The sequence below is a fragment of the Nonomuraea jiangxiensis genome (genome assembly GCF_900099965.1).
GTDB lineage: Bacteria > Actinomycetota > Actinomycetes > Streptosporangiales > Streptosporangiaceae > Nonomuraea > Nonomuraea jiangxiensis.
In genome coordinates this window covers 282,426-306,345 of record NZ_FNDJ01000014.1, presented here as the reverse complement: position 1 = coordinate 306,345, position 23,920 = coordinate 282,426, and the positions used below count along the sequence as shown (strand labels likewise).

General features: G+C 69.5%; 24 protein-coding genes and 1 riboswitch. Of the genes, 10 read left to right on the top strand and 14 right to left on the bottom strand.

The features are described 5' to 3' along the window. Window positions 1-2 precede the first annotated feature (2 nt). Window positions 3-1,535: a penicillin-binding transpeptidase domain-containing protein gene (locus tag BLS95_RS30375; RefSeq protein ID WP_176993447.1), complete on the bottom strand. Its 1,533-nt coding sequence runs from the start codon at window positions 1,533-1,535 to the stop codon at window positions 3-5. 25 nt (window positions 1,536-1,560) lie between these two features. On the opposite strand from BLS95_RS30375, the gene BLS95_RS30370 reads away from it, so the two are divergent. The 6 genes from BLS95_RS30370 (at window position 1,561) to BLS95_RS30345 (ending at window position 8,311) form a co-directional block, all read left to right on the top strand. Continuing rightward, on the top strand, window positions 1,561-2,406 hold the full coding sequence (locus tag BLS95_RS30370) for a spermidine synthase (protein WP_342742781.1): 846 nt from the start codon (window positions 1,561-1,563) through the stop codon (window positions 2,404-2,406). Window positions 2,407-2,735: 329 nt separating this feature from the next. Further along, window positions 2,736-3,686 (top strand): SPFH domain-containing protein, encoded by a 951-nt coding sequence (locus BLS95_RS30365; protein WP_090938904.1) that lies wholly within the window; start codon window positions 2,736-2,738, stop codon window positions 3,684-3,686. Between the two features lie 4 nt (window positions 3,687-3,690). Beyond that, the gene (locus BLS95_RS30360) at window positions 3,691-3,960 is read left to right on the top strand and encodes a type II toxin-antitoxin system antitoxin (protein ID WP_090938901.1); all 270 of its coding nucleotides are present in this window, start codon (window positions 3,691-3,693) and stop codon (window positions 3,958-3,960) included. After that, the gene (locus tag BLS95_RS30355; protein WP_176993446.1) at window positions 3,938-4,591 is read left to right on the top strand and encodes a GOLPH3/VPS74 family protein; all 654 of its coding nucleotides are present in this window, start codon (window positions 3,938-3,940) and stop codon (window positions 4,589-4,591) included. Before BLS95_RS30360 ends, BLS95_RS30355 begins: the two co-directional genes overlap by 23 nt. A gap of 602 nt (window positions 4,592-5,193) precedes the next feature. After that, window positions 5,194-6,384 (top strand): DUF418 domain-containing protein, encoded by a 1,191-nt coding sequence (locus tag BLS95_RS30350; protein WP_245765375.1) that lies wholly within the window; start codon window positions 5,194-5,196, stop codon window positions 6,382-6,384. A gap of 961 nt (window positions 6,385-7,345) precedes the next feature. After that, window positions 7,346-8,311: a pirin family protein gene (locus BLS95_RS30345; protein WP_090938892.1), complete on the top strand. Its 966-nt coding sequence runs from the start codon at window positions 7,346-7,348 to the stop codon at window positions 8,309-8,311. Between the two features lie 45 nt (window positions 8,312-8,356). Here the strand turns inward: BLS95_RS30345 and BLS95_RS30340 are convergent, their stop codons facing one another. From BLS95_RS30340 to ngcE, 5 genes are all read right to left on the bottom strand, one after another. Next, on the bottom strand, window positions 8,357-8,929 hold the full coding sequence (locus BLS95_RS30340) for a superoxide dismutase family protein (protein ID WP_176993445.1): 573 nt from the start codon (window positions 8,927-8,929) through the stop codon (window positions 8,357-8,359). 91 nt (window positions 8,930-9,020) lie between these two features. Further along, window positions 9,021-9,296: a 4a-hydroxytetrahydrobiopterin dehydratase gene (locus BLS95_RS30335; protein WP_090939052.1), complete on the bottom strand. Its 276-nt coding sequence runs from the start codon at window positions 9,294-9,296 to the stop codon at window positions 9,021-9,023. A 10-nt stretch (window positions 9,297-9,306) separates the two neighbouring features. Beyond that, window positions 9,307-10,161 carry a carbohydrate ABC transporter permease gene (locus tag BLS95_RS30330; RefSeq protein ID WP_090938886.1) on the bottom strand — a complete coding sequence of 285 codons (855 nt, stop codon included), beginning with the start codon at window positions 10,159-10,161 and terminating at the stop codon, window positions 9,307-9,309. A gap of 2 nt (window positions 10,162-10,163) precedes the next feature. Beyond that, window positions 10,164-11,078: a carbohydrate ABC transporter permease gene (locus BLS95_RS30325; protein WP_090938883.1), complete on the bottom strand. Its 915-nt coding sequence runs from the start codon at window positions 11,076-11,078 to the stop codon at window positions 10,164-10,166. Between the two features lie 4 nt (window positions 11,079-11,082). After that, window positions 11,083-12,525, bottom strand: coding sequence for an N-acetylglucosamine/diacetylchitobiose ABC transporter substrate-binding protein (ngcE, locus tag BLS95_RS30320; RefSeq protein WP_090938880.1), 1,443 nt, complete (start codon window positions 12,523-12,525; stop codon window positions 11,083-11,085). Window positions 12,526-12,665: 140 nt separating this feature from the next. Between ngcE and BLS95_RS30315 the strand changes: the two genes are divergently transcribed. After that, entirely contained in the window at window positions 12,666-13,898 is a 1,233-nt protein-coding gene (locus BLS95_RS30315; RefSeq protein WP_090938876.1) for an alkyl sulfatase dimerization domain-containing protein, read from the top strand. A 2-nt stretch (window positions 13,899-13,900) separates the two neighbouring features. On the opposite strand, the gene BLS95_RS30310 is transcribed toward BLS95_RS30315, so the two are convergent. From BLS95_RS30310 to BLS95_RS30295, 4 genes are all read right to left on the bottom strand, one after another. Next, on the bottom strand, window positions 13,901-14,788 hold the full coding sequence (locus tag BLS95_RS30310; protein WP_090938873.1) for a hypothetical protein: 888 nt from the start codon (window positions 14,786-14,788) through the stop codon (window positions 13,901-13,903). Then, window positions 14,785-15,327 carry an RNA polymerase sigma factor gene (locus BLS95_RS30305; protein ID WP_090938870.1) on the bottom strand — a complete coding sequence of 181 codons (543 nt, stop codon included), beginning with the start codon at window positions 15,325-15,327 and terminating at the stop codon, window positions 14,785-14,787. The genes BLS95_RS30310 and BLS95_RS30305 overlap by 4 nt, the downstream gene beginning before the upstream one ends. A gap of 81 nt (window positions 15,328-15,408) precedes the next feature. Then, window positions 15,409-16,632 carry an aminotransferase class III-fold pyridoxal phosphate-dependent enzyme gene (locus BLS95_RS30300; protein WP_090938867.1) on the bottom strand — a complete coding sequence of 408 codons (1,224 nt, stop codon included), beginning with the start codon at window positions 16,630-16,632 and terminating at the stop codon, window positions 15,409-15,411. Window positions 16,633-16,654: 22 nt separating this feature from the next. After that, the gene (locus BLS95_RS30295; protein ID WP_090938864.1) at window positions 16,655-17,581 is read right to left on the bottom strand and encodes a carbohydrate kinase family protein; all 927 of its coding nucleotides are present in this window, start codon (window positions 17,579-17,581) and stop codon (window positions 16,655-16,657) included. Window positions 17,582-17,636: 55 nt separating this feature from the next. Here BLS95_RS30295 and BLS95_RS30290 point away from each other — a divergent pair, with 55 nt between their 5' ends. Together BLS95_RS30290 and BLS95_RS30285 are read left to right on the top strand one after the other, a co-directional pair. Further along, window positions 17,637-18,221 carry a TetR/AcrR family transcriptional regulator gene (locus BLS95_RS30290; protein WP_090938861.1) on the top strand — a complete coding sequence of 195 codons (585 nt, stop codon included), beginning with the start codon at window positions 17,637-17,639 and terminating at the stop codon, window positions 18,219-18,221. A gap of 34 nt (window positions 18,222-18,255) precedes the next feature. Then, the gene (locus tag BLS95_RS30285; RefSeq protein WP_090938858.1) at window positions 18,256-18,888 is read left to right on the top strand and encodes a class II aldolase/adducin family protein; all 633 of its coding nucleotides are present in this window, start codon (window positions 18,256-18,258) and stop codon (window positions 18,886-18,888) included. Here BLS95_RS30285 and BLS95_RS30280 read toward each other — a convergent pair. After that, the gene (locus BLS95_RS30280; RefSeq protein ID WP_245765374.1) at window positions 18,883-20,451 is read right to left on the bottom strand and encodes a DUF885 domain-containing protein; all 1,569 of its coding nucleotides are present in this window, start codon (window positions 20,449-20,451) and stop codon (window positions 18,883-18,885) included. The genes BLS95_RS30285 and BLS95_RS30280 overlap by 6 nt on opposite strands. Window positions 20,452-20,473: 22 nt before the next feature. Here BLS95_RS30280 and BLS95_RS30275 point away from each other — a divergent pair, with 22 nt between their 5' ends. Then, entirely contained in the window at window positions 20,474-21,760 is a 1,287-nt protein-coding gene (locus BLS95_RS30275) for a DUF4032 domain-containing protein (RefSeq protein WP_090938852.1), read from the top strand. Here the strand turns inward: BLS95_RS30275 and BLS95_RS30270 are convergent, their stop codons facing one another. The 3 genes from BLS95_RS30270 to BLS95_RS30260 all read right to left on the bottom strand — a co-directional run bounded on the left by BLS95_RS30270 (window position 21,761) and on the right by BLS95_RS30260 (window position 23,849). After that, window positions 21,761-22,612 carry an alpha/beta fold hydrolase gene (locus BLS95_RS30270; RefSeq protein ID WP_218136044.1) on the bottom strand — a complete coding sequence of 284 codons (852 nt, stop codon included), beginning with the start codon at window positions 22,610-22,612 and terminating at the stop codon, window positions 21,761-21,763. Between the two features lie 48 nt (window positions 22,613-22,660). Next, complete coding sequence (locus BLS95_RS30265; RefSeq protein WP_090938848.1) at window positions 22,661-23,182, bottom strand: hypothetical protein; 522 nt, start codon at window positions 23,180-23,182, stop codon at window positions 22,661-22,663. Window positions 23,183-23,350: 168 nt separating this feature from the next. Beyond that, a riboswitch (cyclic di-AMP (ydaO/yuaA leader) is annotated at window positions 23,351-23,486 on the bottom strand. Window positions 23,487-23,648: 162 nt separating this feature from the next. Further along, window positions 23,649-23,849 (bottom strand): DUF5302 domain-containing protein, encoded by a 201-nt coding sequence (locus BLS95_RS30260; RefSeq protein ID WP_090938845.1) that lies wholly within the window; start codon window positions 23,847-23,849, stop codon window positions 23,649-23,651. Window positions 23,850-23,920 lie beyond the last annotated feature (71 nt).

Below are 23,920 nucleotides of genomic sequence, written 5' to 3'. Positions count from 1 at the left end.
GTTCAGAGGCCGTTGAGAAAGCGGGCCGCCACGGGGACGGCGGACGACCGGCCCGACCCGCCGTGCCGGACGAACACGCAGAAGGCCAGGTCGTCGCGGAAACCGATGAACCACCCGTGCGACTCCCCGTCCGGCACCTCCGCCGTGCCCGTCTTGCCCGACACGCCCTCCGGCAGCCCCGCGTCACTGGCCGTGCCGTAGTCGACCACGGCGGCCATCATGTCCTGGAGCGCCGCCACGATCCCCTCGTCGAGCTGGACGTCCTCGTACGGCTCGCCGTCGATGCGGCGTACCTGCTCCTTCGACAGCAGCCGTGGCGAGCGCCAGACCCCGCTCTGGACGGCCGCGGCGATGGCGGCCATGCACAGCGGTGTGGCCACCACCTGGCCCTGGCCGATCGCGTCCGCCGCGAACATGTTCGGGTCGTCCGTGTCCGGCATGCCGCCGCAGGCCCCGCCGATGCCGGTGACGATCGGGCGGCCGAACCCCCATTCGTCCGCCGCCTGGCGCAGCTCGTCCATGCCGAGCATGGTGGTGGCCTGTTCGACGAATGTGGTGTTGCACGAATGGGCGAAGGCGTCGGTGAAGCTGACGAGGCCCCGGTCCACCTCGCCGTCGTTCTGGAAGGCCCGGTGGAACGGGATGGTGTACGTGCCAGGGCACTGGACCTGCGCGGCCGGGTCCAGCCCGGCCTTGAGCAGCGCCACCGCCGTGATCACCTTGAACGTGGAGCCGGGCGGGAAGAGGTCGCGCACGGCGCTGTAGTTGTTCTCCAGGCGGTCGGCCAGCGCGAGGATCTCCCCGGTGCTGGGCCGGATCGCGACGATCGCCGAGTCGTCGGTCCCGTCCAGCGCCCTGGCGGCCGCCGCCTGCACGGGACGGGACAGGGTGGTGCGCTCGACGTTCGCCTCGGGGCGGCGGGTCAGCAGTTGCCGTGCCGGCTGACCGGGCACCCTCGAGACCAGGTTCCAGCCGTGCCTCGCCTGCTCGAACTCGGGTTGGAGCTCTTCGAGGTAGGCGTCGGCGTAGCTGTCGTTCGGGATCTTGTCGCCCTCGCTGGTGAGCAGGTCGGCCGCCGTGGCGTCGATCTCGTCCAGCTCCAGCGTGCCGCCGTCCTTGAGCAGGGGGTGCAGCGTCTCGGGCGCCCATAACACCTTCCAGGCCCGATCCCGTACGCCCAGCCGCAACGTGCCGTCGAACGGCCACGCCCCGAACTCGGTCAGCTCCCGCACCCCCGCGAACGGCACCTCCGCGCTCTCCTCCCCCGTGCTCCGCAACGTCCCCGGCGTGAGCTGGATGGACTCGACGTGCAGCTCCTCCGTGAGCTCGTGGTGACGGAGGACGAAGTCGGCCGGAGGCTGGTACACCAGGCGCGCCATACCCGACACGTCACCCTTGCGCCATGCCTGGAAATACGCGGCCGCTGTCTGGGAAGCGCTTCCTTTGATCCGGTTCGACGCGATGACGGCGAAAGCACCAGCAGCAACCACCGCGACAACAGCGATAACGAGCACAATCAGTCGTCGTCGTCGCATACGGTTCTCCCAGGAGGGAATCAGCGTGGCACGAGGACAGCGGGAACCCATGCCCGGCCTGTATCCGGTGACGTTCGGCGAGATCGAACTTCTCCGGGATCTGGACAGGCAGGACGGCTGGATGCTGTCCAAGGATGGCGTACCTCAGTCGTACGTCGATCTACAAGACCCGACATTTCTCGAGTTCGAGTATGTCCGACTCATGGCGGACGTGATCGACCTTCTGGAGGACGGACCGCTCAGCTGCGTTCACGTGGGCGGGGGCGGCTGCACGATCCCCCGCTACGTCTCGGCCACCCGCCCCGGCTCGCGGCACATCGTGATCGAGCCGGACGGCCTGCTGGTGAATCTGGTACGCGAGCAGCTCGACCTGCGTTCGGTGCCCCGGTTGAAGGTCATCGTGGCCGACGGGCGGGCGGGCACGGCCAAGGTGTGGGACGCGTCGGCGGATCTGGTGGTGCTGGACGCGTTCACGGGCGCGACGATGCCGGTGGAGCTGGCCACCACGGAGTACATGGGGGACATCGCCAGGATCCTCCGGCCCGGGGGCACCCTGTTGATCAACATGGCGGACGGGAAGGGGCTGTCCTTCGCCAGACGCCTGCTCGCGACGGTGACGGGAACGTTCCGGCACGTGGCGTTGCTGGCCGAGCCCGGGATCATGCGGGGCCGCCGGTTCGGCAACCTGATCGTCGCGGCCTCGCGTACGGAGCTGCCGGTGGACCTGCTCACCCGGCGCGCGGCCGGAGGGCTCACGCAGGCGCGGTGCGTGCACGGGGAGGCGCTGACGAACTTCATCGCCGGCGCGTCCCCCATCAAGGACGGCGACCCCGTCCTGGCCCCGGTCCCCCCACCGGCCATCTTCGACTGACCCACCCGTCCCTTCTCGGGCACCCTCCCTGGTCCACGCCTGCCTCGACCCCTCTCCCGCCCGCACCCCATTCCGTTCTCCGCTGCCCGCCTCCCTTCGCGGGTCGCGGGCACGTTGGAGAGTTGTAGGCGGCACGGGCTGACACTGGGCCTGGGAGCCGAGAGGCGCGGCACAGGCAACCACTGAGGCCGCAAGCCGAGAGGCACGGCACGGCGCGCGCTGAGGCCGGAAACCGAGAGAACTGAGTCCCTGAATACCCCCTTCCCTCCTCCTCCGAAAAGTGATATCAATTTGCTAGCAGGATGAGGTCAGATAGAAGGGACACAACAATGGGGGACACATCAGGCGGGGTCACGCTTGAGGGCGCCGTCGTGGACATGCCCGCGCCGCGCATCAGCGAGCGTCCGGTGCGGGCCGCCAACGGCTTCGTGATGCTGGGGATGGCGTCGCTGGTGGCGTTGGCCGGGATAGCGCTGCTGATCGTGGCCATCGCCATGCTCGCCGCGGGGGCCGGGCAAGGCGGTCTGTGGCTGCTCCTCGCGGCCTGCCTGCTGATCATCATCGGCACAGTGCTGTTCTTCGGCCTCACCGCCGTGGCACCGGGCGAGGCCAGGGTCGTCCAGCTGCTCGGCCGCTACGTCGGCACCCTGCGTACGCCGGGTTTCCAGTGGGTCAACCCGATCACCGTCCGGCGGCGCGTCTCCACCAGGATCCGCAACCACGAGACGGAAGTGACGAAGGTCAACGAGGCCGACGGCAACCCGATCCAGATCGCGACCGTGGTGGTCTGGCAGGTGCAGGACACCGCGCAGGCGTTGTTCGAGGTCGACGACTTCGTGGAGTTCGTCGCCATTCAGGCGGAGACGGCGGTGCGGCACATCGCGGGCAGCTATCCGTACGACTCGCACGGCGAGCCGAGGCTGTCCCTGCGCGACAACGCCGACGAGATCAACGAGCGACTGTCCACGGAGATCGCGGCCCGGGTGGCCTCGGCGGGGGTGCGAATCATCGAGTCCCGCATCGTCCACCTGGCCTACGCGCCGGAGATCGCCCACGCGATGCTGCGCCGCCAGCAGGCCGGCGCGGTGGTGGCGGCCAGGCAGCGGATCGTCGAAGGGGCGGTCGGCATGGTGGAGATGGCCCTGGAGAAGCTCGCCGAGCACGAGGTGGTCGAGCTGGACGAGGAGCGCAAGGCGGCCATGGTCAGCAACCTGCTGGTGGTCCTCGTCGGTGACCGGGACACCCAGCCTGTGGTCAACACCGGCACGCTCTACCAGTAACCCCGTGGAGAGGAAGAAGATCCTCCTGCGGCTCGATCCGGTGGTCCACGACGCGCTGACTAAGTGGGCGTCCGACGAGTTGCGCAGCACCAACTCGCAGATCGAGTTCCTGCTGCGCAAGGCGCTCTCCGACGCCGGGCGGCTGCCTGATGGCGTGGGGCGGATGCGCCCGCGCGGGCGGCCGAGAAAGACCCCGGAGGAAGTCCTGGAAGCGGCCATGGAAGAGGCCATGGAAGGAGGCGAGACAGCCGATGGAGACACGGACGAGAGCTGAGCGGGGCGAGTCCCTCACGAAGGCGGCCTTCCTGCTGGCGTTCGACCTCCGCAAGGAAAAGCTGGTCAACCGCCGCGAGCTGGGCTACCTCCTGCGCGCGGCGGCACTGGCCGAGCTCATGCTGGGCGGCAACCTGGCGGACGAGTCGGGGAAGGTGCGGGCGGTCAGCGCCCCCGCCGGCTCGGACCCGCTGCGGTCGGCCGTCTGGGAGCAGATCGCCAACTCGCCGCCCAGGTCGTGGCAGCACTGGATCGGCAAGGATCGTACGCAGGCGTACCGGCTGGTCCGCGACGAGCTGGCGGCCGACCGGTCGATCCGGGTGGAGCGGCACCGCGTCCTGGTGTTCCGGGTCGAGAGGATCACGCTGCGCCGTCCGTACGTCTCGCGCAGGCTGGCCGAGCGCGTCGGCCGGGCGGTCCGTGGCGGTCGTCCCGTCGGCCACCTCGGATCCGACGTTCGCGTCCTGGCCGCGCTTGCCTCAGCGGCCCGGCTCAAAACGATCCCGCCCGCACGGGACCGACACCACCAGAAGGAGCGGATCGCGACCCTGTCCGAGCCCATCGAGACGATCACCACCGCGCTACGCAAGGCCATCGACGCCGCCCGACGAGCCGCAACCAGCGGCGGATAACGACCTCCCACCAGCCCGCACACCGAGGGCTCACCGCAGACCCGCCGAACCAAGCAACCCCCGGCCCCAGCCCCACACGCCCCGAGACAAAGGACCACCACCCCGACCCGAACGTCCAGCGACTGCGACAGGGGCTCACCCTGAAACCGCCATCACCCCTTGAAAGCCGCTGTCACCCCTCAAAGCCGCCACCGAACCGAGCGAGCCCCGGTGCCCGCCCCGCACGGCCCGACCGCGATACCCCCGCCGGCCGTGAACCACGGGACCGGGGCTGTGGGACCAGGGGCCAGAGGGCCGCAGGACCACGAGACCAGAAGTCCACGAAGCAGAGGGCCACGAGACCACGGGACCCGAGGGCCAGGGGGTCAGGGGGCCAGAGGGCCGCGGGACCACGTGGCCACATGCCGGCTACATGGACACATGGACACGCTGAACAAGCTGGCGATCACTTAGCGGAATCAGGTCAAGCGTCACAGCAAGGCAATACCGCCGCGCAGCCGCGCGGGGGCGAATCAGGCTGCCTTCCTCGGACCTTCGTCGCCATCGGGAGAAAGGCGGGCCGCCAACCCACCATCGCTACGACACCTTCAAGGAGATCGGCCTTGGACACGACCATTCAGGCAGCTACGTCATCCTCCAGCCCGCCCGGCGCCCCCGCGCGCGCCCTGGCCCCGGATCTGGCCCGCGGCTTCATGTTGCTGGCCATCGCGTTCGCGCACGCGCCGCTGTTCGTGGTCGACATCGACCGCGGTCCGGCCGTGGCCAACGACATCACCACCTTCTTCCACACGCTCTTCGTCGGCAATCATGCCCGGCCGATGTTCGCGTTCCTGTTCGGCTACTCGCTGGTCCAGCTCCTGCATCGGCAGACGCAGCGCGGCAGCGACTGGCCCGGCACCCGCAAGCTGCTCCGCCGCCGGGGGTGGTGGCTGGTCGCGATCGGGTTCGTGCACATGGCGCTGCTGGTTCCCATCGACATCCTCGCCGTCTACGGCCTGGCCGCCGTGCTGCTGGTCGGCATGCTGCGGTGCAAGGATTCGACCCTCCTCTGGACGGCTGGGCTCACGATGGTGCCGGCGACCGCGGTGATCGGTTTCGCCATGGCGTACCCGATGGCGCAGGGCATCTCCACCTTCACGGCGGGCAGCGTCGCCGCGGGTACGCGGGGTCTGTGGGAGCTGTTCATCGAGCGGCTGGTCAGCTGGCCGTTCGGCATGATCGCCATGATCGCGGTCTTCCCGGGGATGCTTTTCGGGATGTGGGCGGCGCGGCGGTGCGTGCTGGACGAGCCCGCACGGCATCGGGGCTTCCTACTCCGAGTTGCGGTGATCACCACCGTCCTGTCCCTGTTCGGGTCGATCCCTGCTGCCCTCATACTGACCGGGGCGTGGGCCGAGCCGTCGGGCGTCGCGCTGTGGACCGCCGCGATCGCGCAACCGCTCACCGGATATCTCGGCGGGATCGGCATGGCGGCGATCGTCGGCCTGTTCGCGCTCACGACCGCCCGGCGGCGCAACAGCGTGACCACCGCTGTCCAGGCGCTCGGCCAGCGCTCGATGAGCCTGTACATCTTCCAGTCGATCGTCTTCGTCGCGGTCTTCTACCCGTACGGGCTGGGGTTGCAGGACGAGCTCGGGCTGGCGGGCGCCACGGGGGTGGCAGCGGCGACCTGGGTGCTCTCGATCCTCATCGCCGACGTCATGCGACGCATGGGCCACCGCGGCCCGGCGGAGATCCTGCTCCGCCGCCTCGCCTACCGCCGCCCCCGACCGCCCCAGAACCTCGCGGCCTGAGCCGGGGGGCTCCTCCGGCGACTGTCGCCCACCGCGCGCCGCCATCGGGCCGACAGCGACCACCTCCGACCCACGCGCTACCGCCCCGCCCCGCCGGCTCGCCGCATCCACCCGACCCGGCCGGCCCCCCCGACCCGGCCGACCCGGCCAAGAGTTGCACGAGGCACACGGTCTCCCCAACGGCACCTGAGCGTCGTGGCGCCTGAGCCCGGACAGCGCCCCGGCGTCGTGGACGTGCGAGAACGCACGGTCCCTCGGCGTCCTGAACGCGCCAGCACGGACAACGCCCCAGCATCGTGGACACCCGAGCACAGACGCCGCCCCAGCGTCCTGGACACCCGAGCACAGACAGCGCCCCGGCATCGTGGACGTGCGAGCACGCACGGTCCCCCGGCGTCCTGAACGCGCCAGCACGGACAACGCCCCAGCATCGTGGACACCCGAGCACAGACGCCGCCCCAGCGTCCTGGACACCCGAGCACAGACAGCGCCCCGGCATCGTGGACGCGCGAGCACGCACGGTCCCCCGGCATCCTGAACGCGCCAGCACGGACCACGCCCCAACATCGTGGACACCGGAGCATGGACGACACCTGAGCGTCCTTGATCCGGGAACACGGACGGCGCCCCCGAGTGTCCGGGACACCCCAGTCCCGATGGCACCTCAGCGTTCTGGGCGCCCGCGGACCTTGGCACGCCCACGTCCGGGACACCCCAACGTCCGGGACACCCCAACACCCTTGGCACCCAACGTCCGGAACACCGCAACGACCTTGGCACACCAACGTTCCTGGCACCCAACATTCCTGGCACCCCGCGTCCGGGACCTCGCAACCACCCTGGCGTCCTGAACGTCCGAGCGATCCCCGCGTCCCGTTGATCAAAGTCCGCCGATGGGAGGGTGGAATAGTTGAAAAGTAAATCGGGTTGAGTGGGGCAGACTCGCTGGAAGGAGCATGCCATGCCCGCCGTGACCGTAGAGAACCCGCTCAGCCTCCCGCGCCTGCCCGACCCCGTGGCCGGGACGCCCGAACGCAAGGTGCTCGCCGTTGAGACCGCGCCCAGCGGGTTCGAGGGCGAGGGGTTCCCGGTGCGCCGGGCGCTGGCCGCGATCAAGCCGGAATACCTGGATCCGTTCGTGATGATGGACCAGATGGGTGAGGTGGACTACGCGGCGGGCGAGCCCAAGGGCACGCCGTGGCACCCGCACCGGGGCTTCGAGACGGTCACCTACATGATCGACGGGGTGATGGACCACCTCGACTCGAACGGCGGCGGCGGGACGATCACCAACGGTGACACGCAGTGGATGACGGCCGGGGCCGGGATCCTGCACAAGGAGGCGCCGCCGGAGTGGCTGGTGCAGCAGGGCGGGCTGTTCCACGGGATCCAGCTCTGGGTGAACCTGCCGGGGGCCAAGAAGATGATCGCCCCGAAATACCAGGACATCAGGGGATCGAACGTTGTGCTCCTGAGCAGCCACGACGGTGGCGCCCTGGTCCGGCTGATCGCCGGTGACCTCGGCGGGAACGTCGGCCCCGGCAGCACCCAGACGCCGATCACGCTGCTGCACGCCACCGTCTCTCCCGGCGCGCGCCTGGTCATGCCGTGGCGCAAGGACTTCAACGCGCTCGTGTACGCGCTGTCCGGCCGGGGCACGGTGGGGGCCGAGCGGCGGCCGTTCCACGGTGGGCAGCTCGCCGTGTTCGACGGGTTCGGGAACCGCCCGGGGCTCGCCACGGACGGCGAGAGCATCTCCATCACGGCCAAGGACACGCTCGAAGTGATCGTCCTCGGCGGCGAGCCCATCGGGGAGCCGGTGGCGCACTACGGGCCGTTCGTCATGAACACCAAGGCCGAGCTGGCCAAGGCCTTCGACGACTATCAGGCGGGCCGGCTCGGAGCCATCCCCGCCCAGCACGCCTGAACCGGTCACAGGAGGGCCGGATCACGCGGCCCTCCCCCCGTCCGGTCAGGTGGCTCTGGTGAGGGTCAGGCAGGCCACGCGGTCTCCGGCCGTACCGACCTTGGGGCCTGAGGTCACGGTGGGCTTGGCGTGGATCACGAGCGAGCCCGGGAGCTTGGTGGGGTCGAGCGCCCATTCGTTGCGGGCCGTGGAGCGGCCCGTGCCGGAGGCGTTGGTCTTGATGTCGAGCCAGACCTCGCTGGCCGGGTTGATCTGGCCGGGGTGGTGCTGGAAGTGGGGTCCTGAGTCGTCGGGGCGCTTGCCGCAGGGCTTGGCGTGCAGGTGAGCGCCGTAGGTGCGGTTGGGGCGCAGGCCCTCGACGACGAGGGAGGTGCGCGTCTCCTTCGCCGTGGACTCGGCGGTGACGCTGGCCTGAGAGCCCTTCGGGGCCAGCTTGCGGTCGTAGGCGATGGCCGAGGTGTCGGCCGAGGTGAACTCGCCGCCGCCGGTCAGCGTGGTTTCGGTGCCGGGCGTGGCCGGGCTGGTGCCCGGGGCGTTTTGCAGCGGGGCGGGCGCGCCGGCGCAACCTCCGGCGCCGGCGGCGGTGAGCAGGACGAGCAGGAACGCGGGCACGCGCATGAGACCCCCCATGGTTCGAGCCCGTACGGTGCGGACTCCGAGAGGTCACCCACTCTAACGAGTGATCGGTCGAATACGGTGGGTATTCGCCTCAGGCGCCGTGTTTCGCCGCGATGTCGTCGATCCGGGCGGCCAGCGTGAAGTCGAGGTCGGTGAGGCCGCCCTGGTCGTGGGTGGTCAGCACGAGATGCAGCGTACGCCAGCGGATGTCGATGTCGGGGTGGTGGTTGAGCTCCTCGGCCTGTACGGCGATCTCGTCCACGATGCGGATGGCGGTGGGGAAGTCCGGCGCGTCGATCGTCCGCCGGATCTCCTCGCCCTCGCGCCGCCAGGCGGGCAGCGTCGCGAGCTTGGCTTCGATGTCCATGGGCGCCACGTTACTTGAGCGCGCCGGAGCCGAGCCCCGACTGGATCTGGCGCTGGAAGATGATGTAGACGACCATGACGGGCAGGATGGTCATGCTCAGCGCCGCGAACAGTCCCGGCCAGTCCGCCTGATAGCCCGCCAGGGTGGAAATGCCGGCGATGCCCTGGGTGAGGACCCATTTGTCCGGAGCGCCGGCCAGCAGCACCAGGGGCAGCAGATACTGGTTCCACTGGCCCAGGACGTTGAAGATGGTGATGCTGATCAGGCCGGGCCTGGCCATCGGGACCATGATCTGGAAGAACGTACGGGTGTGCGAGGCCCCGTCGATGCGGGCGGCCTCGGCGACAGCCTCCGGCAATGTCCGGAAAAATGCCGCCAGAAAGAACACCGTGAACGGGAGCGAATAGGCGATGTAGACCAGGATGAGCCCGACGTGGGAGTTCAGCAGGCCGAGTTGCTTGACCACGAAGAAGAGCGGCCCGAGGGCCAGGAACACCGGAAACGCCAGCCCGGCCACGAAGTAGTAATAGATCAGCTTGTGGCCCACGAACCGGTAACGCCCCAGGACGTACGCCGCCATCGACCCGAACAACATCGTGCCCGCCGTACCGAAGAACACGACGATGACCGTGTTGAGCATGTACTGGCCGATGTGCGCCTCGTCCCAGGCCCGGCCCCACGAGTCCAGGCGCAGCGCCCCGGGAAGCTGGAGCGGGTCGCCGAAGATCTCGGAATTGCTCTTGAACGACGCCAGGAACGTCCACAACAGCGGCAGGATGATCAGCAGCGCCCACACGGCCAGCGCCACGTGCGAGAGCCCGCTGAGCACGCCGGGACGCGGCCTGCCCATGTCACGCGAGGCCATTTCTACAGCTCAACCCTCTCACGCCGGGTCGTGCGCAAGGTCAGCACGGCGAATGTCACGGTCAGGAAGAACAGCGCCACGCCCATCGCGGAGGCGTAACCGACCTTCCCGAAGGAAAAGGCGTTCTTGTAGATGGTGATCGGCAGAATGGTCGTGGCGCCGTCGGGCTCCCCTTTGTCGCCCACCAGCACCTGGATCAGCGCGAAGCCATCGAGGGCCGCGATGCCCAGATAGATCCAGCCCACCTGTACGGTGTCCCGCAGCAGCGGCAGCGTGATGGAGAAGAACAGCCGCACCCGGCCCGCGCCGTCGATCGCGGCCGCCTCGAAATAGTCCTTGGGAATGGCCGCCATGCCCGCCGAGAACAGCACGACGTAGAAGCCGACCCCCTGCCAGACCATCACCGCCATGACCGACCAGAGGGCCAGTCCCGGCTCGATGAGCCAGCCGACGGGCTCGATCCCGAATTTGGCCAGCAGCCCGTTGATGACGCCGTCCTCGTCCGGCCGGTAAATGGCCTGGAACAGCACGCCGACCACGGCCACGGCGAGAACCTGGGGAAAGAAGAACACCACCCGGTAGAACTTCGACCCCCACACTCCCCGCATGCCCGCGCCACGCGCGCCGCCGCCGAGATTCAGCAGGAACGACAGGAACAGCGCGATGACGAGCGTCGTGAGCGGCAGCGCGAGCAGCAGCAGCCCGTGGTTGCGCAGGGCCTGCCAGAACACCTCGTCACCCAGCAATCGGCCGAAATTGTCCAGCCCCACGTATCGCACGATCGCGCTGTATCCGTTCCAGCTCGTCAACGAGAGCTGGAACGCCTGGACATAGGGGCTGATGACGAAGACCGAATAGAGCGTGAGCGGGACGACGAGGAATCCGGCGACGAACCCGTACTTGCGCAGCCGCTCCATCTGCTCACTGGCTCCGCGTCTGTTTGGCGACCGCCTCGTCCTGCTTGATGTCGTCGGCTTTCCGCTGCATGTTGGTACAGAACTGCTCCGGGGTGATGCGCCCGGCCATGACCACGTTGATCTGCTCGGTTCCGTAGTCGAAGAGCTCCTTGTACCAGCCCTCGAAACGCGCGTCGGTGATGATGTTCTGGCCGGCCGCGTCCTGGGCCTTGGCCGCGCTCATCAGGCCGGCGGGCAGGTCGAGCCCGTTGGCGGCGCCGTTCACCACGGTGAGGTTCCTGGTCTTCATGGTGAAACCCCGGGCGCCTTCCTTGGACAGCATGATGCGCAGGTATTCGAGCCCGCCCTGCGGATTCTTGCCCTTGGCCCCGACCACGAAATTCTCGCCGACGCCGACCTGGATGGCGCCGTAGGGCATCTTGTCGGCGGCGGTGACGTCGGGAATGGGGGCGATGGCGTATTCGAAGTCGGCCGGCTTGTCCTTCTCCATCTCGTTCTCGATCCAGGAGCCCACCGGATAGAACAGCAACTCGTTCTGGAGCTGCTTGACCTGGGTCTGGGTGTGATCAAGCCCAAAGTACGCTTTGTCGCCATATTTCGCCTGAATGTCCACCCAGGCGGCCACCGCCTGCCGCATCCCGTCGGCGTTCCAGGCGTTGTCGACCAGATTGTCGATGTCGATGAGCACCTGGTTGCCACCGATCTTGGCGGCGGTGTAGAGGACGTTCCAGAGCTGGTAGTACGGGCCCTTCTGCCCCGGATAGGCGAAGAGCAGGATGCCCTCGGCCTTGGCCGTGTCCCCCAGCGCCGTGAACTCGGCCCACGTCTTCGGCAGCGTCCATCCCTTGGAGGCGAACAGCTTGGCGTTGTACCACAGCGCGCGGTGCGACACGGTGTAGTTCAGCACCAGGTCCCTGTCGTTGATCTTGGCATTGACGATCACGGCGGGCGTGACGGTGTCGCGGACCTTCTTGGCCGGGTCGTCGATCGAGGGTGCGTCGAACAGCGGGGCCAGGTCGGCCAGGTGCCCCTCGGCGGCCAGCGCGGCCAGGTCCAGCGCGTCCGGGCCCGAGTTGTTCAGCACGTCGGGGACGTCGCCGCCGACGATGCGGGGGCGGAGCTGGGTGCCGATCTGCTGGGTCCCGGTGTGCTTGATCGACACGCCGGGGAACGCCTTCTTGTAGAGCTCCTCGTGCAGGTCCTTGGCGTACGAGTCCTTGTACCCGCCGCTGAAGATGACCACTTCGAGCGGCTTCCTGGCGTCGACCCCGAAGGGGTTCTTCGCATCCGCCGAGGCCGCGATCGACGTGGTCGGGGCGGCGGACCCGCCTCCCGCGCCGCCGGTGGCGCAGGCACTCAGCAGGCCCGCCCCGGGGCCGGCGACGAACGCGGCCATGCCGATCCGGCGCAGTAACTGACGCCGAGTGATTTCGCCCGGGTAGGTCATGAGGGCTCCTTGAATAGGAAAGTTTCCTAAACGTTTGCCCGAACGTACGAATGGCCCCGGACACGCGTCAAGAGGGTGCGATCGAGACGTGACCTTGCCGTGATGCCTGCCTAGAATCACATTCTAGAAGGGGGCCGGACATGATCATCGAGTACGCCGAGCGCGTGTGGCGCGGAGAATCTGATGACAGCATCGTGGACGCGGGCATAGGTGGCAAGGGCGTCCAGACAATAACCGACGGGCTGGGGTGGTGGCCAGGGTTCGGAAATGTCATCGCTTTCGAGACCGATGGGGAATTGTTGCTGTTCGATACCAGCAGTCCGCTTTCGGCCTCGCAGCTCCACGAGGACGTACGCAAGTGGAGCAGGGCACCGCTGACGACCGCGTTCTACTCGCATGGCCACATTGATCACGTGTTCGGGACGGGCCCGTTCGAGGAGGCCGGACCACGCGCCACGATTTATGCGCATGAAGCCGTAATTGACCGGTTTGAGCGATATTTGCTGACGAATGGCTATAACGCGGTGATCAACCAGCGGCAGTTCCAGAGCCCCGAGCTCCGCTGGCCCACCCGCTACCGCTACCCCGACGTCACCTACTCCTCCAGTCTGACCGTGCGGCGCGGCGGCCTGACGTTCGACCTGCTGCACGCCAAGGGCGAGACGGACGACGCGACCATCGGCTACGTCCCCGAACACCGCCTGCTGCTCCCTGGCGACCTGTTCATCTGGGTGACGCCCAACTGCGGCAACCCGCAGAAGGTCCAGCGCTATCCCCGGGAGTGGGTGCACGCCCTGCACCGGATGGCCGCCCTGGACGCCGAGATCATGCTGCCCAGCCACGGCGCGCCGATCTTCGGGCGGGCGCGCATCCGCCAGGCGCTGCTGGAGACCGCCGAATGGCTGGAATCGCTCGTCACGCAGACGTTGGAGCTGCTCAACGCGGGCGCCCGGCTCGACGAGATCGTCCACTCCGTGCGCCCGCCCGCCCACCTGTCCGACCGCCCCTATCTGCGGGCCCGCTACGACGAGCCGGAGTTCGTCGTACGGAATCTGTGGCGCCTCTACGGCGGCTGGTACGACGGCAATCCCGCCAACCTGAAACCCGCACCAGACGCGGTCCTGGCGAGATCGGTCGCCGAGCTGGCGGGCGGCGCGACGGCACTCGCGGACGCGGCGCTGCGGGCCCTGTCCGGCGGCGACGAACGGCTGGCCGGGCAGCTGGCGGAGATGGCCGCCCTGGCGGCTCCGGACGACGCGGGAGTGCACCGCGTGCGCGCGGAGGTGTTCTCCACCAGGGCGGCCGGCGAGCTGTCCCTCATGGCCAAGGGCATCTTCACCTGGGCCGCCGAGGAGTCCAGGCGGCGCTCATGAGGTCAGTCCTGCCACCATGTGGCGGCAGGCGGCGGAGGCGCCTGCGGCAGGGAATTCGGTGGCACGTCCGGACCGGCCTGGATCATCACCTCGACGGCGTCGGACGCGGTCTTCCGCACGTCCGCGACGGTCCAGTCGCCGTCGATGTGCTCGGCGTCGACGTTGTAGCCGCCGCCGCTGCCGTCGGGCTTCAGCTGCCACATCACCAGGTAGGAGATCTTCAGTCCGAGCCGCTCCATGTCGGTCCTGACCTCGGAGACCCGCTTGCCGCGCGCCTTGTCACCGCCCAGGGGATCGCTTTCCGGAGGCGGGGACATGCTGACGGGGGTGGCATAACGCTCGCCTGGCGCGGCGGGCCGGCCGATGCCGAAGACGACCTTCCCTGTGTAGTGGACGGGCATGGAGATCTTGCCGCACCAGGCGGAGGCGCAGTTGTCCTCGTGGGTGATCGTCACCCCCGTGCCCGTGGGGAAGTCCCCCGGAAGGACGGGGCCGACCAGCTTGCCCACGTCCTCGGGCGCCACCGGGGCCTTCTTCACCTCGGCGTCCAGCCCGACCGCCCGGAACGCCTCCGTGAACGCCGCCGCGTCGGCCTCGGGGTCGTTGATCACGACCTCGATGTAGTTCCCGCCGGTCTTGAGGGATACGGCGGCGTTGGCGTACTCGGTCACGGGGCCGCCGAACGGGACGCCGACGACGAGCACGGCGGCCAGCGTCGCCACCGCGGCGAGCCCGAAGGCGCGCCGTCTGACGGACGGCCTGCGTACCGGCGTGCGCTCCTCGGCCATGATCGACTCCAGCAGCGCCCGCGCCCCCGTACCGGAGGGCCGGCCCACGGGCTCCTTGACCAGCTCCTCGTCCCGCACCCGGGCGAGATCGACGATGTTCACAGCCCACTCCCTTCCAGCGCGACGGCACGCGAATGGTCGATCCCGGCCGCGGCCAGGGCCCGGGCGAAGCGCTTGCGGGCGCGATAGATCCTGACTCTTGCCGCGTTACGGGTGATGCCGAGCACTCTGGCGATCTGGCCGGGATCCAGCCGCTCCCAGGCGACCAGCGCGAGTAACTCCCTGTCGTCCTCGGGCAGCGCCCGGAACACCTGGCCCAGCTGCGAGAGGTCCTCGCCGGGCAGGTCGGCGACGAGCGGCGTGGCGGCCAGCTCCGCCCGCAGGGCGGCGGTGCGGCGCTCATGCCGCCGCTCGCCCCTGCGCTGGTTGGCCAGCACCTTCCTGGCCACGCCGAACAGCCACAATCGCGCCTCGTCGCCCTCGGGCACCTCCTCCAGCCGCCGCCACGCGATCAGGAACGTCTCGGCCACCACGTCGGCCGCGTCATCCGGATCGAGACACCTGCGCAACGCATACCCGAGGAGCTGGCCGTACGAAGATCCGTAGATCTCCTCGAACCGACTACCGGGGTCGACTCCCATCCGGTCTCCTTACCTGGGGCTTCACCACCATCCACCCCATGTCCGGAACTCCGGAAGCATTACCACCGATTGCCCGGTCGGTCAGGGGAAGCGGGTGCGGGTTTCGGCGAAGGCCTGGTCCGTGCGCTCCAGGGCCTGGGCGACGTCCTCCTCCGTGTGGGCCGCCGACATGAACCAGTTGTGCCAAGGGTGCAGGTACACCCCATGCCGCAGGCAGGCGTCACTCCAGTACATGGCCACCGACAGGTCGGCGTCGCCGTCGAAGCTGAGCCACGGGATCGTCACCGGACCCGTCTGGTTCACCACGAACCCGTGGGACTTGGCCTGCGCGTACAGGCCCTCCCTGAGCTGGGTCCCGGCCCGTTCCATGGCGGCGATCCCGTCCGTGTCGCGCAGGGTCTCGATCGTGGCCTTGGCGGCGGCCATCGCGACCGCCGAGAACCAGAACGAGCCGGTCGAGTAGAGGGTCTGGGCGGGGCCGCGCAGCGCGTCCGTGCCCGTCACCGCGGCGATCGGGTAGCCGTTCGCCATGGCCTTCGACCAGGCCGTCAGGTCGGGGCGCACCCCGTACGGCTCCCACGAGCCGCGCAGGTCCACCCGGAAACCCGCGCGCACGTCGTCGATCACCAGGGCGGCCCCCAGCCGGTCGGCCAGGGCCCGGGCGCCGCGGGCGAAGGCGGGCTCGACCAGCTCCTGGTCCTCGAACGCGTCGTGCTTGAACGGGGTGACGATGATCGCCGCGACGTCCTCCCCCGCGGTCGCCGCCGCGGCCTCCAGGGACTCCAGCGAGTTGTAGGTGAACTCGACCAGGTCGGCCCGCTCGTTCGGGGTCGTCCCGGAGAGCGAGGGCGTGCACCACGGGTCGGCCCCGTGGTAGGCCCCGTGCGCCATCAGGACCTTGGTCCGGCCGGTGGCGGCGCGGGCGACCATGAGGGCCTGTGTGGTGGCGTCGGTGCCGTTCTTGGAGAACATCGCCCAGTCGGCGCTGGGCACGGTGTCCACGAGGAGCTCGGCCAGCTCGACCATGATCGGGCCGGGGCCGTTGAGGCAGTCGCCGCGGGCGGCCTGCCGGGCGGCGGCCGACTCCACGCGCGGGTGGTGGTGGCCCAGGACGACCGGGCCCCAGCTGCACATGAAGTCGATGTACTCGCGCCCGTTCACGTCCCACTGGCGGCAACCCTCGCCGCGCTCGAAGAACTGCGGGAAACCGGGGGCGAACAGGGCGGCGTTGAGGTGGCCGTACATGCCGCCGGGGACGACTTTCGCGGCCCGCCGGCGGAGCTCGGCGTCGTTCTGCAGGTCCATCAGGGGGTCCTTTGAGAAAACGTCAGGAGAGGAGGGCGAGGGTGGATTCGAGGTCGACGAGCCCGGCGTCCGAGCCGAGCCCGGTGGCGACGCGGGCGGCGGCGGCCGTGCCCCAGCGGGCGGCGGTCAGCACGTCCTGCCCGTGCAGGAGGCCGGTGACGAACCCGGCGCAGTACGCGTCGCCGCAGCCGGTGGTGTCCGAGACGTCCACCTTCAGTGCGGACACCCGTTCCGAGCCGTCCCGGGTGACGACCAGGCTGCCCGACTCCCCCAGCGTGACCAGGACACCGCGCGGACCCTCCGCCAGCAGGGCGCGGGCGGCGTCGTCGACGGACTGCGCGCCCGTCATGAGGAGGGCCTGCGACTCGTTCGGCAGGACGTAGTCCACGTGGGGCAGGAAGGCCCGCGCCAGGCCCAGCAGGTCGGGCATCTCGGAGAGCAGGTCCATGGTGACGACGGTCCCGGCCGCGCGTACCGAGTCCAGCAGGGCGAAGAACTCCGGGTCCCCGAGGCCGAACGTGACGTCCATCCCGCCCAGGTGGATCGCCCGTGCCGCGCGTAACGCCGGGACGTCCAGGTCCGCGTACGTCACCCCGAGGTTCGCCCCGGGCACGTGGAAGCTGGGGCGCCCGCCGTCCGGCCTGATCGGCAGGATCGAGGCGGCCGTCTGCTCGCCCGCCCTGCGCGCCAGCCGCGAGGCGTCCACGCCCCGTCTGGCCAGCACCGCCACCAGGAAGTCGCCCAGCTCGTCGTCCCCGACGGCTCCCATGGTGACCACGGAGTTGCCCAGCTTGACCAGGTCCACCGCCGTGCCGGCGGCGGCCCCGGCGGCGGTCAGGCGGATCTGGTCGACCAGCACGGTGTCCTGGCCCTGCGGGATGTGCTCGACGGGCCTGGCGAGGATGTCGACGATGTGGACGCCCACGGTGGCGACATTGGCGACGGTCATGGTCTAAATAGACAGACGTCCGAATAAAAAGTCAACGTATCCGGGGAGGCAGCGCATGCCGAAGATCGTCGATCACGACGAGCGCAGGCGGGAGCTCCTGTCGGCGGCCCGGCGGGTGATCGTCAGGGACGGCATCGACGCCGCCACCACGCGTGCCATCGCCAAGGAGGCCGGCTATTCCAACGGGGTGCTGGCCCACTATTTCGCCGACAAGGACGAGATCCTGCTGTCGGCGCTGCGCCAGTCGCACCAGCGCATCAGGGATCGGCTGACCGGCAAGGTCGGGGGGCGGTCGGGGCTGGCGGCGCTGCGCGAGCTGCTGCTGGACAACCTGCCGCTGGACGGCGAGCGTACGCACGAGACCCGGCTGGAGGTCAGCTTCTGGAGCCGGAGCCTGGCCTCGGAGCGGCTGGCCGAGGTGCAGCGGACGGAGGCGGGCGAGCTGCGCGCCGCCGTACGCGAGCTGCTGGGCCAGGCCCGCGCGGCCGGCGAGCTGCGCACCGACGACGGCCTGGACGACCTCACCGAGCACCTGCTCGCCCTCGTCGACGGCCTCAGCCTGCACCTGCTCCTCTACCCCGGCCGCCTGGCCCGGGCCGATGTCGAACGCCTCATGTTGCGGGCCGTCGACCGTCTTTGACGGCTTTTCGGACGACCGACTACATTGCACGCGCATGAACCCGCGCGAGCAGTTGTGCGAATACGGCCGGCGCGCCGTCGAGCTGGGACTGGTCATCGGCACCTCGGGGAACCTGAGCGTGCGCGACGGCGACCTGGTCGCGGTCACCCCCTCCGGCGCGGCGCTCGACCGGCTGACACCCGAGATGTGCCCGGTCGTGGACGTGACAGGCCACCTGGTGGAGGGCGAGCTGCAGCCGTCCAGCGAGACCCCCATGCACCTGGCCGTCTACGAGACCACCGCCGCCCAGGCGATCGTGCACACGCACTCGGTGTTCGGCACGGTGGTGGCCAGCACGATGACGGAGCTGCCGCCGGTGCACTACAACGCGCTGATGCTCGGCGGGGTGGTCAAGGTGGCGCCGTACGCGACCTACGGCACGCCCGAGCTGGCCGCCAACGTGCGTGCCGCGATGGAGGGCAGGCAGGCCGTCCTGATGGCCAACCACGGCGGGGTGACCATCGGGGCGACGCTGGAGCAGGCGTTCGAGGCCACCCGCCTGCTGGAGTGGCTGTGCGAGGTGTACGTACGGAGCCTCGGCGTCGGCCAGCCCACCGTCCTGACCGACGAGCAGCTGGCCGCCGTGCTGGAGCGCGCGCTCAACCCCCCGGTGTTCCCCCGCCTATGAGAGGGCTACCTGCTCGGCCAGGCCCAGCGGCAGCCCACCCGACCCGGCGATCCGGTCGTGGAAGTCCTTCAGCGAGCCCTGCCACGACTCCCGGATGCGGTCGATCTCGATCGCGCCCGTGAGGTAGGAGGGGGCCTGGGTGGGCCAGGCGCAGTAACGGTTGACCTCGCCCTGCGCCGTGCCGGGCGACAGCGACGCCTTCGTGGCCATGAACGTCTCCGCCTCCTCGATGGGCAGGTCGTCGCAGTGCAACGCCGTGTCCACGACGATCCTGGCGGCGCGGAAGAGCCGGAAGTCCAGGTGGGCCAGCTCGGTGGCCGGGGTGTCGAAGTAGCCCTGCTCGTGCAGGACCTTCTCGACGTACAGGGCCCAGCCCTCGGTGAAGTACGGGGTCCTGAAGACCTTACGGACGGTACGCGGGTTGCCCGCCATGTGCGACAGGTGCCAGTGGTGCCCGGGGTAGACCTCGTGCACGGCGATCGAGGGCATCTGGGCCCGCGCGTTCGTCCGCAGGCGCTGGCGTACCTGCTCGGGGGTGAAGTAGTCGGGCGTGTAGGGGACGAAGAACACCCCCGTGCGCGAGGAGCTCAGGGGCGGCGGCGCCAGGTAGTGGGCCACGGACAGCACCGGGCGGTTGTGCTCGGCCGACGGCAGCACCTGGCATTCCTCGCCGTCGGGGAACGAGACCAGGTCCCGCTCGCGGACGAACTCGCGGGCGCGCCGGGTCTCGGCCTCGCACTCGGCCCGCATGTCGGCCAGGGTCGGCGGGTGGTCGTCCATGAGGAACTCCATGGCCGCCCGCCAGTCCTCATCGCCGTTGACCCCGACCGCGACCCGGCGCATGCGCGCGTCCAGCTCCGCCCAGGCGGCCCGGCCCTTCTCGTGCAGCTCGGCGGCGCCGTACCCGAGCATCTCGCGCTCGCGCAGCAGGGTGGAGTAGAGCCGCTCCCCCATCCGCCAGGTGCCGCCGCACTCGAAGCCCTCAAGGAACGTCACCAGCTCGTCGAACGCCCTCGCGGCCGGCTCGGCCGCCGCGGCCAGCCTGGTGCGCAGCTCGGCGTCCTCGACCATGCCCGGAATGGTGCCGGTGAGCAGGTTGCGTCCGGTACGGGCCTGGCTCAGGCCCCGCTTCACCAGCAGCGGCGCGGCCAGGTCGGGGTCCAGGTTCGCCTGGCAGGCGGCCAGCACGCCGGGCACCTCGGCCAGCCGGGAGATCGCGGCCGTCACCAGCTCGGGCTCCGGCTTGAGCCTGTGCTGGAACGGCGTGTACATCGAGGTGAAGATCGCCGAGAGGTACACGGCCGGGTCGCGGCGCCACTGCGGCCACGACGCGAGCGCGATCGACCCCCTGAGCTGGGAGAGGACGAGATCCCTGTCGATCGCGTCGTCCGGAGAGGCGGCCTCGGCCGCCGACAGGCGTTCGAGCCAGCGGACCTCCTCACGCTCACGGGCGGTCCAGGAAGCGGCCGTGAAGTCACCGAGGGTGTGATCGTAACCGTCGGCCCCCAAGGAGCTGGCGACGACGGGACGGTCGGAAAAGTACCACTTGAGAAACTCGTCCACCGATGCACCATATCCTGAGCAAATGCCCCTTCAGATCACTGGCGCGCTGGGCGATCCCGACCTGATCCGGCTCCCGTGGGAGACGCCCCTGGCGGACTGGCCGCAGCAGTATTTGGTCGATCTCCCGCGCGGTATCTCGCGGCACGTGGTGAGGTTCGCGCGGTTGTCCGGCAAGGTGTACGCGATCAAGGAGATCAGCGAGCGGTACGCCAAGCGGGAGTACCAGTTGCTGTGGGACCTCGCCCGGCTCGACGCGCCCGCCGTGGCGCCCGTCGCGTACGTCACCGGCCGCGAGGACGACCTCGACGCGGCACTGATCACCCGGCACCTGCAGTATTCGCTGCCCTACCGCGCGGTCATGTCGGGCACCCTGCGGCCCGACACGCTCAACCGGCTGCTCGACGCGCTGGCCGTGCTGCTGGTGCGGCTGCACCTGAACGGCTTCTACTGGGGCGACTGCTCGTTGTCCAACACGTTGTTCCGCCGGGACGCGGGCGCCTTCGCGGCGTACCTGGTGGACGCCGAGACCGGCGAGATGCACCCGATGATCAGCGAGGGCCAGCGGCTCGGCGACATCGACGTCGCACACACGAACATCTTCGGCGAGATGCTCGACCTGGAGGCCGGCGGGCTGCTGCACCCGTCGATCGACCCGATGGACACCGCCGAGGACATCGTCACCCGCTACCACCGCCTGTGGGACGAGATCACCCAGAGCGAGATCATCGAGGAGGTGGACTGGCACCGGGTGGAGCAGCGGATCCGGCGGCTCAACCTGCTCGGGTTCGACGTGGCCGAGATGATGGTGCGGCGCAAGGTCGGCACCGGGCGGCTGATCGTCCGGCCCAAGGTCGTCGACGCCGGGCACCACCAGCGGCGGCTGCTCCGGCTCACCGGGCTCGACGTGGAGGAGAACCAGGCGCGGCGGCTGCTCAACGACCTGGACGGGTTCCGGGTGGCCAAGGGGCTGCGGCACGAGGAGGAGGCCATCGTGGCTCACCGGTGGCTGGCGGAGGTCTTCCAGCCCACGGTGGCGGCCATCCCCGCGGAGCTGCGCGGGAAACTGGAGCCCGCGCAGCTCTTCCACGAGATCCTCGACCACCGCTGGTACCTGTCCGAACGGGCGGGCGCCGACGTGGGCCTGGCGGCGGCGGTCACGTCGTACGTGGAGAACGTGCTGGTCCACAAGCCGGACGAGCGGGCCCTGCTGCCGGAGGAACCCGGCGAGCTCCCGCCGCCGCCCGACGAGCCCGACAAGCCCGGCGAGCTCGCGCCGCCACCCGAGGAACCCGCTCGTCAGGGGCGCTGATCAGGCGCCTTCGGTGGTCAGCTTGGTGATCTCGGCCGCGATCTGGGGCCACAGCGCCATCGGCAGATCGTGCCCCATGCCCGGATAGGTCACCAGCCGCGCGCCGGGGATGGCCGCCGCCGTGGCCTGCCCGCCCGCGATCGGGATCAGCGGGTCGTCCTCGCCGTGCAGCACCAGCGCGGGTACGCTCACCCCGGCCAGCAGCTCGGTACGGTCGCCCGAGGCCATGATCGCCGCCAGTTGCCGGGCGGTGCCCGCCGGGTCGAAACACCGGTCGTAGGCCAGCGCGGCCTTCATCGTGATCTGCTGCCGGTCCAGCTCGTAACCGGGCGACCCGATGATCGACGAGGTCCGCACCGCCTGCGCAAGCACGGACTCGCGGTCGGCGGGCGGGGTCGCCCTGAGCACCGCGGCGGCGGCCTCGGTGGGCGGGGCGATCGCGGGGCCGGGCGTGGACATGATGGAGGTCAGCGTCAGCACCCGGGCCGGGTGCCGGATGGCCAGCGTCTGGGCGATCATCCCGCCCATCGAGGCGCCGACCACGTGCGCGGCGGCCCAGCCGAGGGCGTCCATGAGCCCGGCGGTGTCGTCCGCCAGGTCGTCCAGCACGTACGCCGGCGGCGTGCCCCAGCTGGGCACCCCCTGGTCGTGGAAGTGGGTGGAAAGGCCCACGTCGCGGTTGTCGAAGCGGACGACGTGGTGTCCCTGCTCCGCCAGGAGCCGGCAGAGGCCCTCGTCCCAGTGAACGAGCTGGGCGCCGAGCCCCATGATGAGGAGCAGCGGGCGTCCTTCCGGTGAGCCGAAGCTCTCATAGGCGATTTCGATGCCGTTCGCGGCTACGCGGGTGGTCACAGAAACCAGAATGACATTCTGGAACGGACCCCGTAAAGGACGGCGCTCTTAGTCGGCCCAGGCGCCGGTGGAGAACGGGACCGGGCGGCCCTTCCTGCCGGGACCGTCGCCCCACTTGGTGATGACGTAGTCCACGTCGATGTGGCCCATCCCGCCGTTGCCGTCGACGCCGAGCGTGTCGGAGTTGAACGTGCCGCCGGTCAGGTCGGCGAAGGTCTTGGCGTCGAGGTCCAGCATGACGCCCCGGCTGGAGGGCTCGCCGGGGCCGCGGTCGCCCACGAAGAAGGGCAGCTTCTTGCCCTTGTAGATGACGTAGCCCTCGGTCATGAGCGGCCAGCTCGGGCTGGCGGCCAGCCCCTTCTGCATCGGCTTGCCACTGGCCGGAAGTCCCGTGTCACCGGCCCTGCCGGAGGCGTCGTCCCAGAAGTAGGACGCCGTGGTCGAACCCTTGAGCAGTGCCTTCTCGTCGGCGCCGGTGTCGGCGTGCGCCGCGGTGCCGGCGACCGTCAGCGCGCAGCAGGCGGAGGCGGAGATGAGAGCGAGAGAACGCAGGCCAGTGCAAACAGACATGAAAAGTAGAGCCCTTCGCGAGGAAACAGGGGGTTTACGCTCTCGGCATGCGAGCATGGCCGGACAGGCCACCTGATGTGGCTATGCGGAGCGCTGGAAGAACCTGGGGAAGGGGCCGCTCAGAAGGCAGCCGACACTACGTCGTCCGGTGGTTCGTACATTGGGGGCATGTCCTCTCCATCGCACCTACCGGGTTAGCTGACGGGTTCGGGCGTGGAGATGCCCTACCGGCGCGTGGCCGGATTCACCCCAGATGAGGTGGGTCCCCGGTTCCCGACGGATCGGGATTCGGTGCCAGTCGGCGGTCCCTCTTGGGTAAGGGCCGGGTCACCGGCTGGTAATGGCGAAAACAGTAGCACCGAAACGGACAAACGCAAACGTTTCACCATGAAACCGGCGAAGATCTACCTTGAATGGTAAAGAGAAAGGGGGCACGGACAAGCCGTACCCCCTGGGAAACCGGGCCTCAGCCGCCGCTCTTGCGCCTGAACGATCTTTTACTCGCAGCCGGACCGTGCGCCCCGTGGATCTTCGATGGGTCGCCGCCCCTGCCACCCGCGCCCGAGCCGGCCTGCTGGTTGCGCTTGCGCTCCAGCGCTTCACGGAACTTGCGCTTCATCTCGTCCTCGGGAGTTTCGTCGTTTTCCGGCTCCGGTGTTTCCGCCATGAGAGGACCTCCGTGGTGTTGGGGACATCCACAGCTTCGCACGCCGCTGCTTATGACGCGAAACCGGCGCC

Bases quoted from the DNA above. Each gene is read 5' to 3' on its own strand.
- BLS95_RS30375 (WP_176993447.1), bottom strand. From the start codon at position 1,535: ATGCGACGACGACGACTGATTGTGCTCGTTATCGCTGTTGTCGCGGTG.
- BLS95_RS30365 (WP_090938904.1), top strand. From the start codon at position 2,736: ATGGGGGACACATCAGGCGGGGTCACGCTTGAGGGCGCCGTCGTGGAC.
- BLS95_RS30355 (WP_176993446.1), top strand. From the start codon at position 3,938: ATGGAGACACGGACGAGAGCTGAGCGGGGCGAGTCCCTCACGAAGGCG.
- BLS95_RS30345 (WP_090938892.1), top strand. From the start codon at position 7,346: ATGCCCGCCGTGACCGTAGAGAACCCGCTCAGCCTCCCGCGCCTGCCC.
- BLS95_RS30340 (WP_176993445.1), bottom strand. From the start codon at position 8,929: ATGCGCGTGCCCGCGTTCCTGCTCGTCCTGCTCACCGCCGCCGGCGCC.
- BLS95_RS30335 (WP_090939052.1), bottom strand. From the start codon at position 9,296: ATGGACATCGAAGCCAAGCTCGCGACGCTGCCCGCCTGGCGGCGCGAG.
- BLS95_RS30330 (WP_090938886.1), bottom strand. From the start codon at position 10,161: ATGGCCTCGCGTGACATGGGCAGGCCGCGTCCCGGCGTGCTCAGCGGG.
- BLS95_RS30325 (WP_090938883.1), bottom strand. From the start codon at position 11,078: ATGGAGCGGCTGCGCAAGTACGGGTTCGTCGCCGGATTCCTCGTCGTC.
- ngcE (WP_090938880.1), bottom strand. From the start codon at position 12,525: ATGACCTACCCGGGCGAAATCACTCGGCGTCAGTTACTGCGCCGGATC.
- BLS95_RS30315 (WP_090938876.1), top strand. From the start codon at position 12,666: ATGATCATCGAGTACGCCGAGCGCGTGTGGCGCGGAGAATCTGATGAC.
- BLS95_RS30305 (WP_090938870.1), bottom strand. From the start codon at position 15,327: ATGGGAGTCGACCCCGGTAGTCGGTTCGAGGAGATCTACGGATCTTCG.
- BLS95_RS30300 (WP_090938867.1), bottom strand. From the start codon at position 16,632: ATGGACCTGCAGAACGACGCCGAGCTCCGCCGGCGGGCCGCGAAAGTC.
- BLS95_RS30295 (WP_090938864.1), bottom strand. From the start codon at position 17,581: ATGACCGTCGCCAATGTCGCCACCGTGGGCGTCCACATCGTCGACATC.
- BLS95_RS30290 (WP_090938861.1), top strand. From the start codon at position 17,637: ATGCCGAAGATCGTCGATCACGACGAGCGCAGGCGGGAGCTCCTGTCG.
- BLS95_RS30285 (WP_090938858.1), top strand. From the start codon at position 18,256: ATGAACCCGCGCGAGCAGTTGTGCGAATACGGCCGGCGCGCCGTCGAG.
- BLS95_RS30275 (WP_090938852.1), top strand. From the start codon at position 20,474: ATGCCCCTTCAGATCACTGGCGCGCTGGGCGATCCCGACCTGATCCGG.
- BLS95_RS30265 (WP_090938848.1), bottom strand. From the start codon at position 23,182: ATGTCTGTTTGCACTGGCCTGCGTTCTCTCGCTCTCATCTCCGCCTCC.
- BLS95_RS30260 (WP_090938845.1), bottom strand. From the start codon at position 23,849: ATGGCGGAAACACCGGAGCCGGAAAACGACGAAACTCCCGAGGACGAG.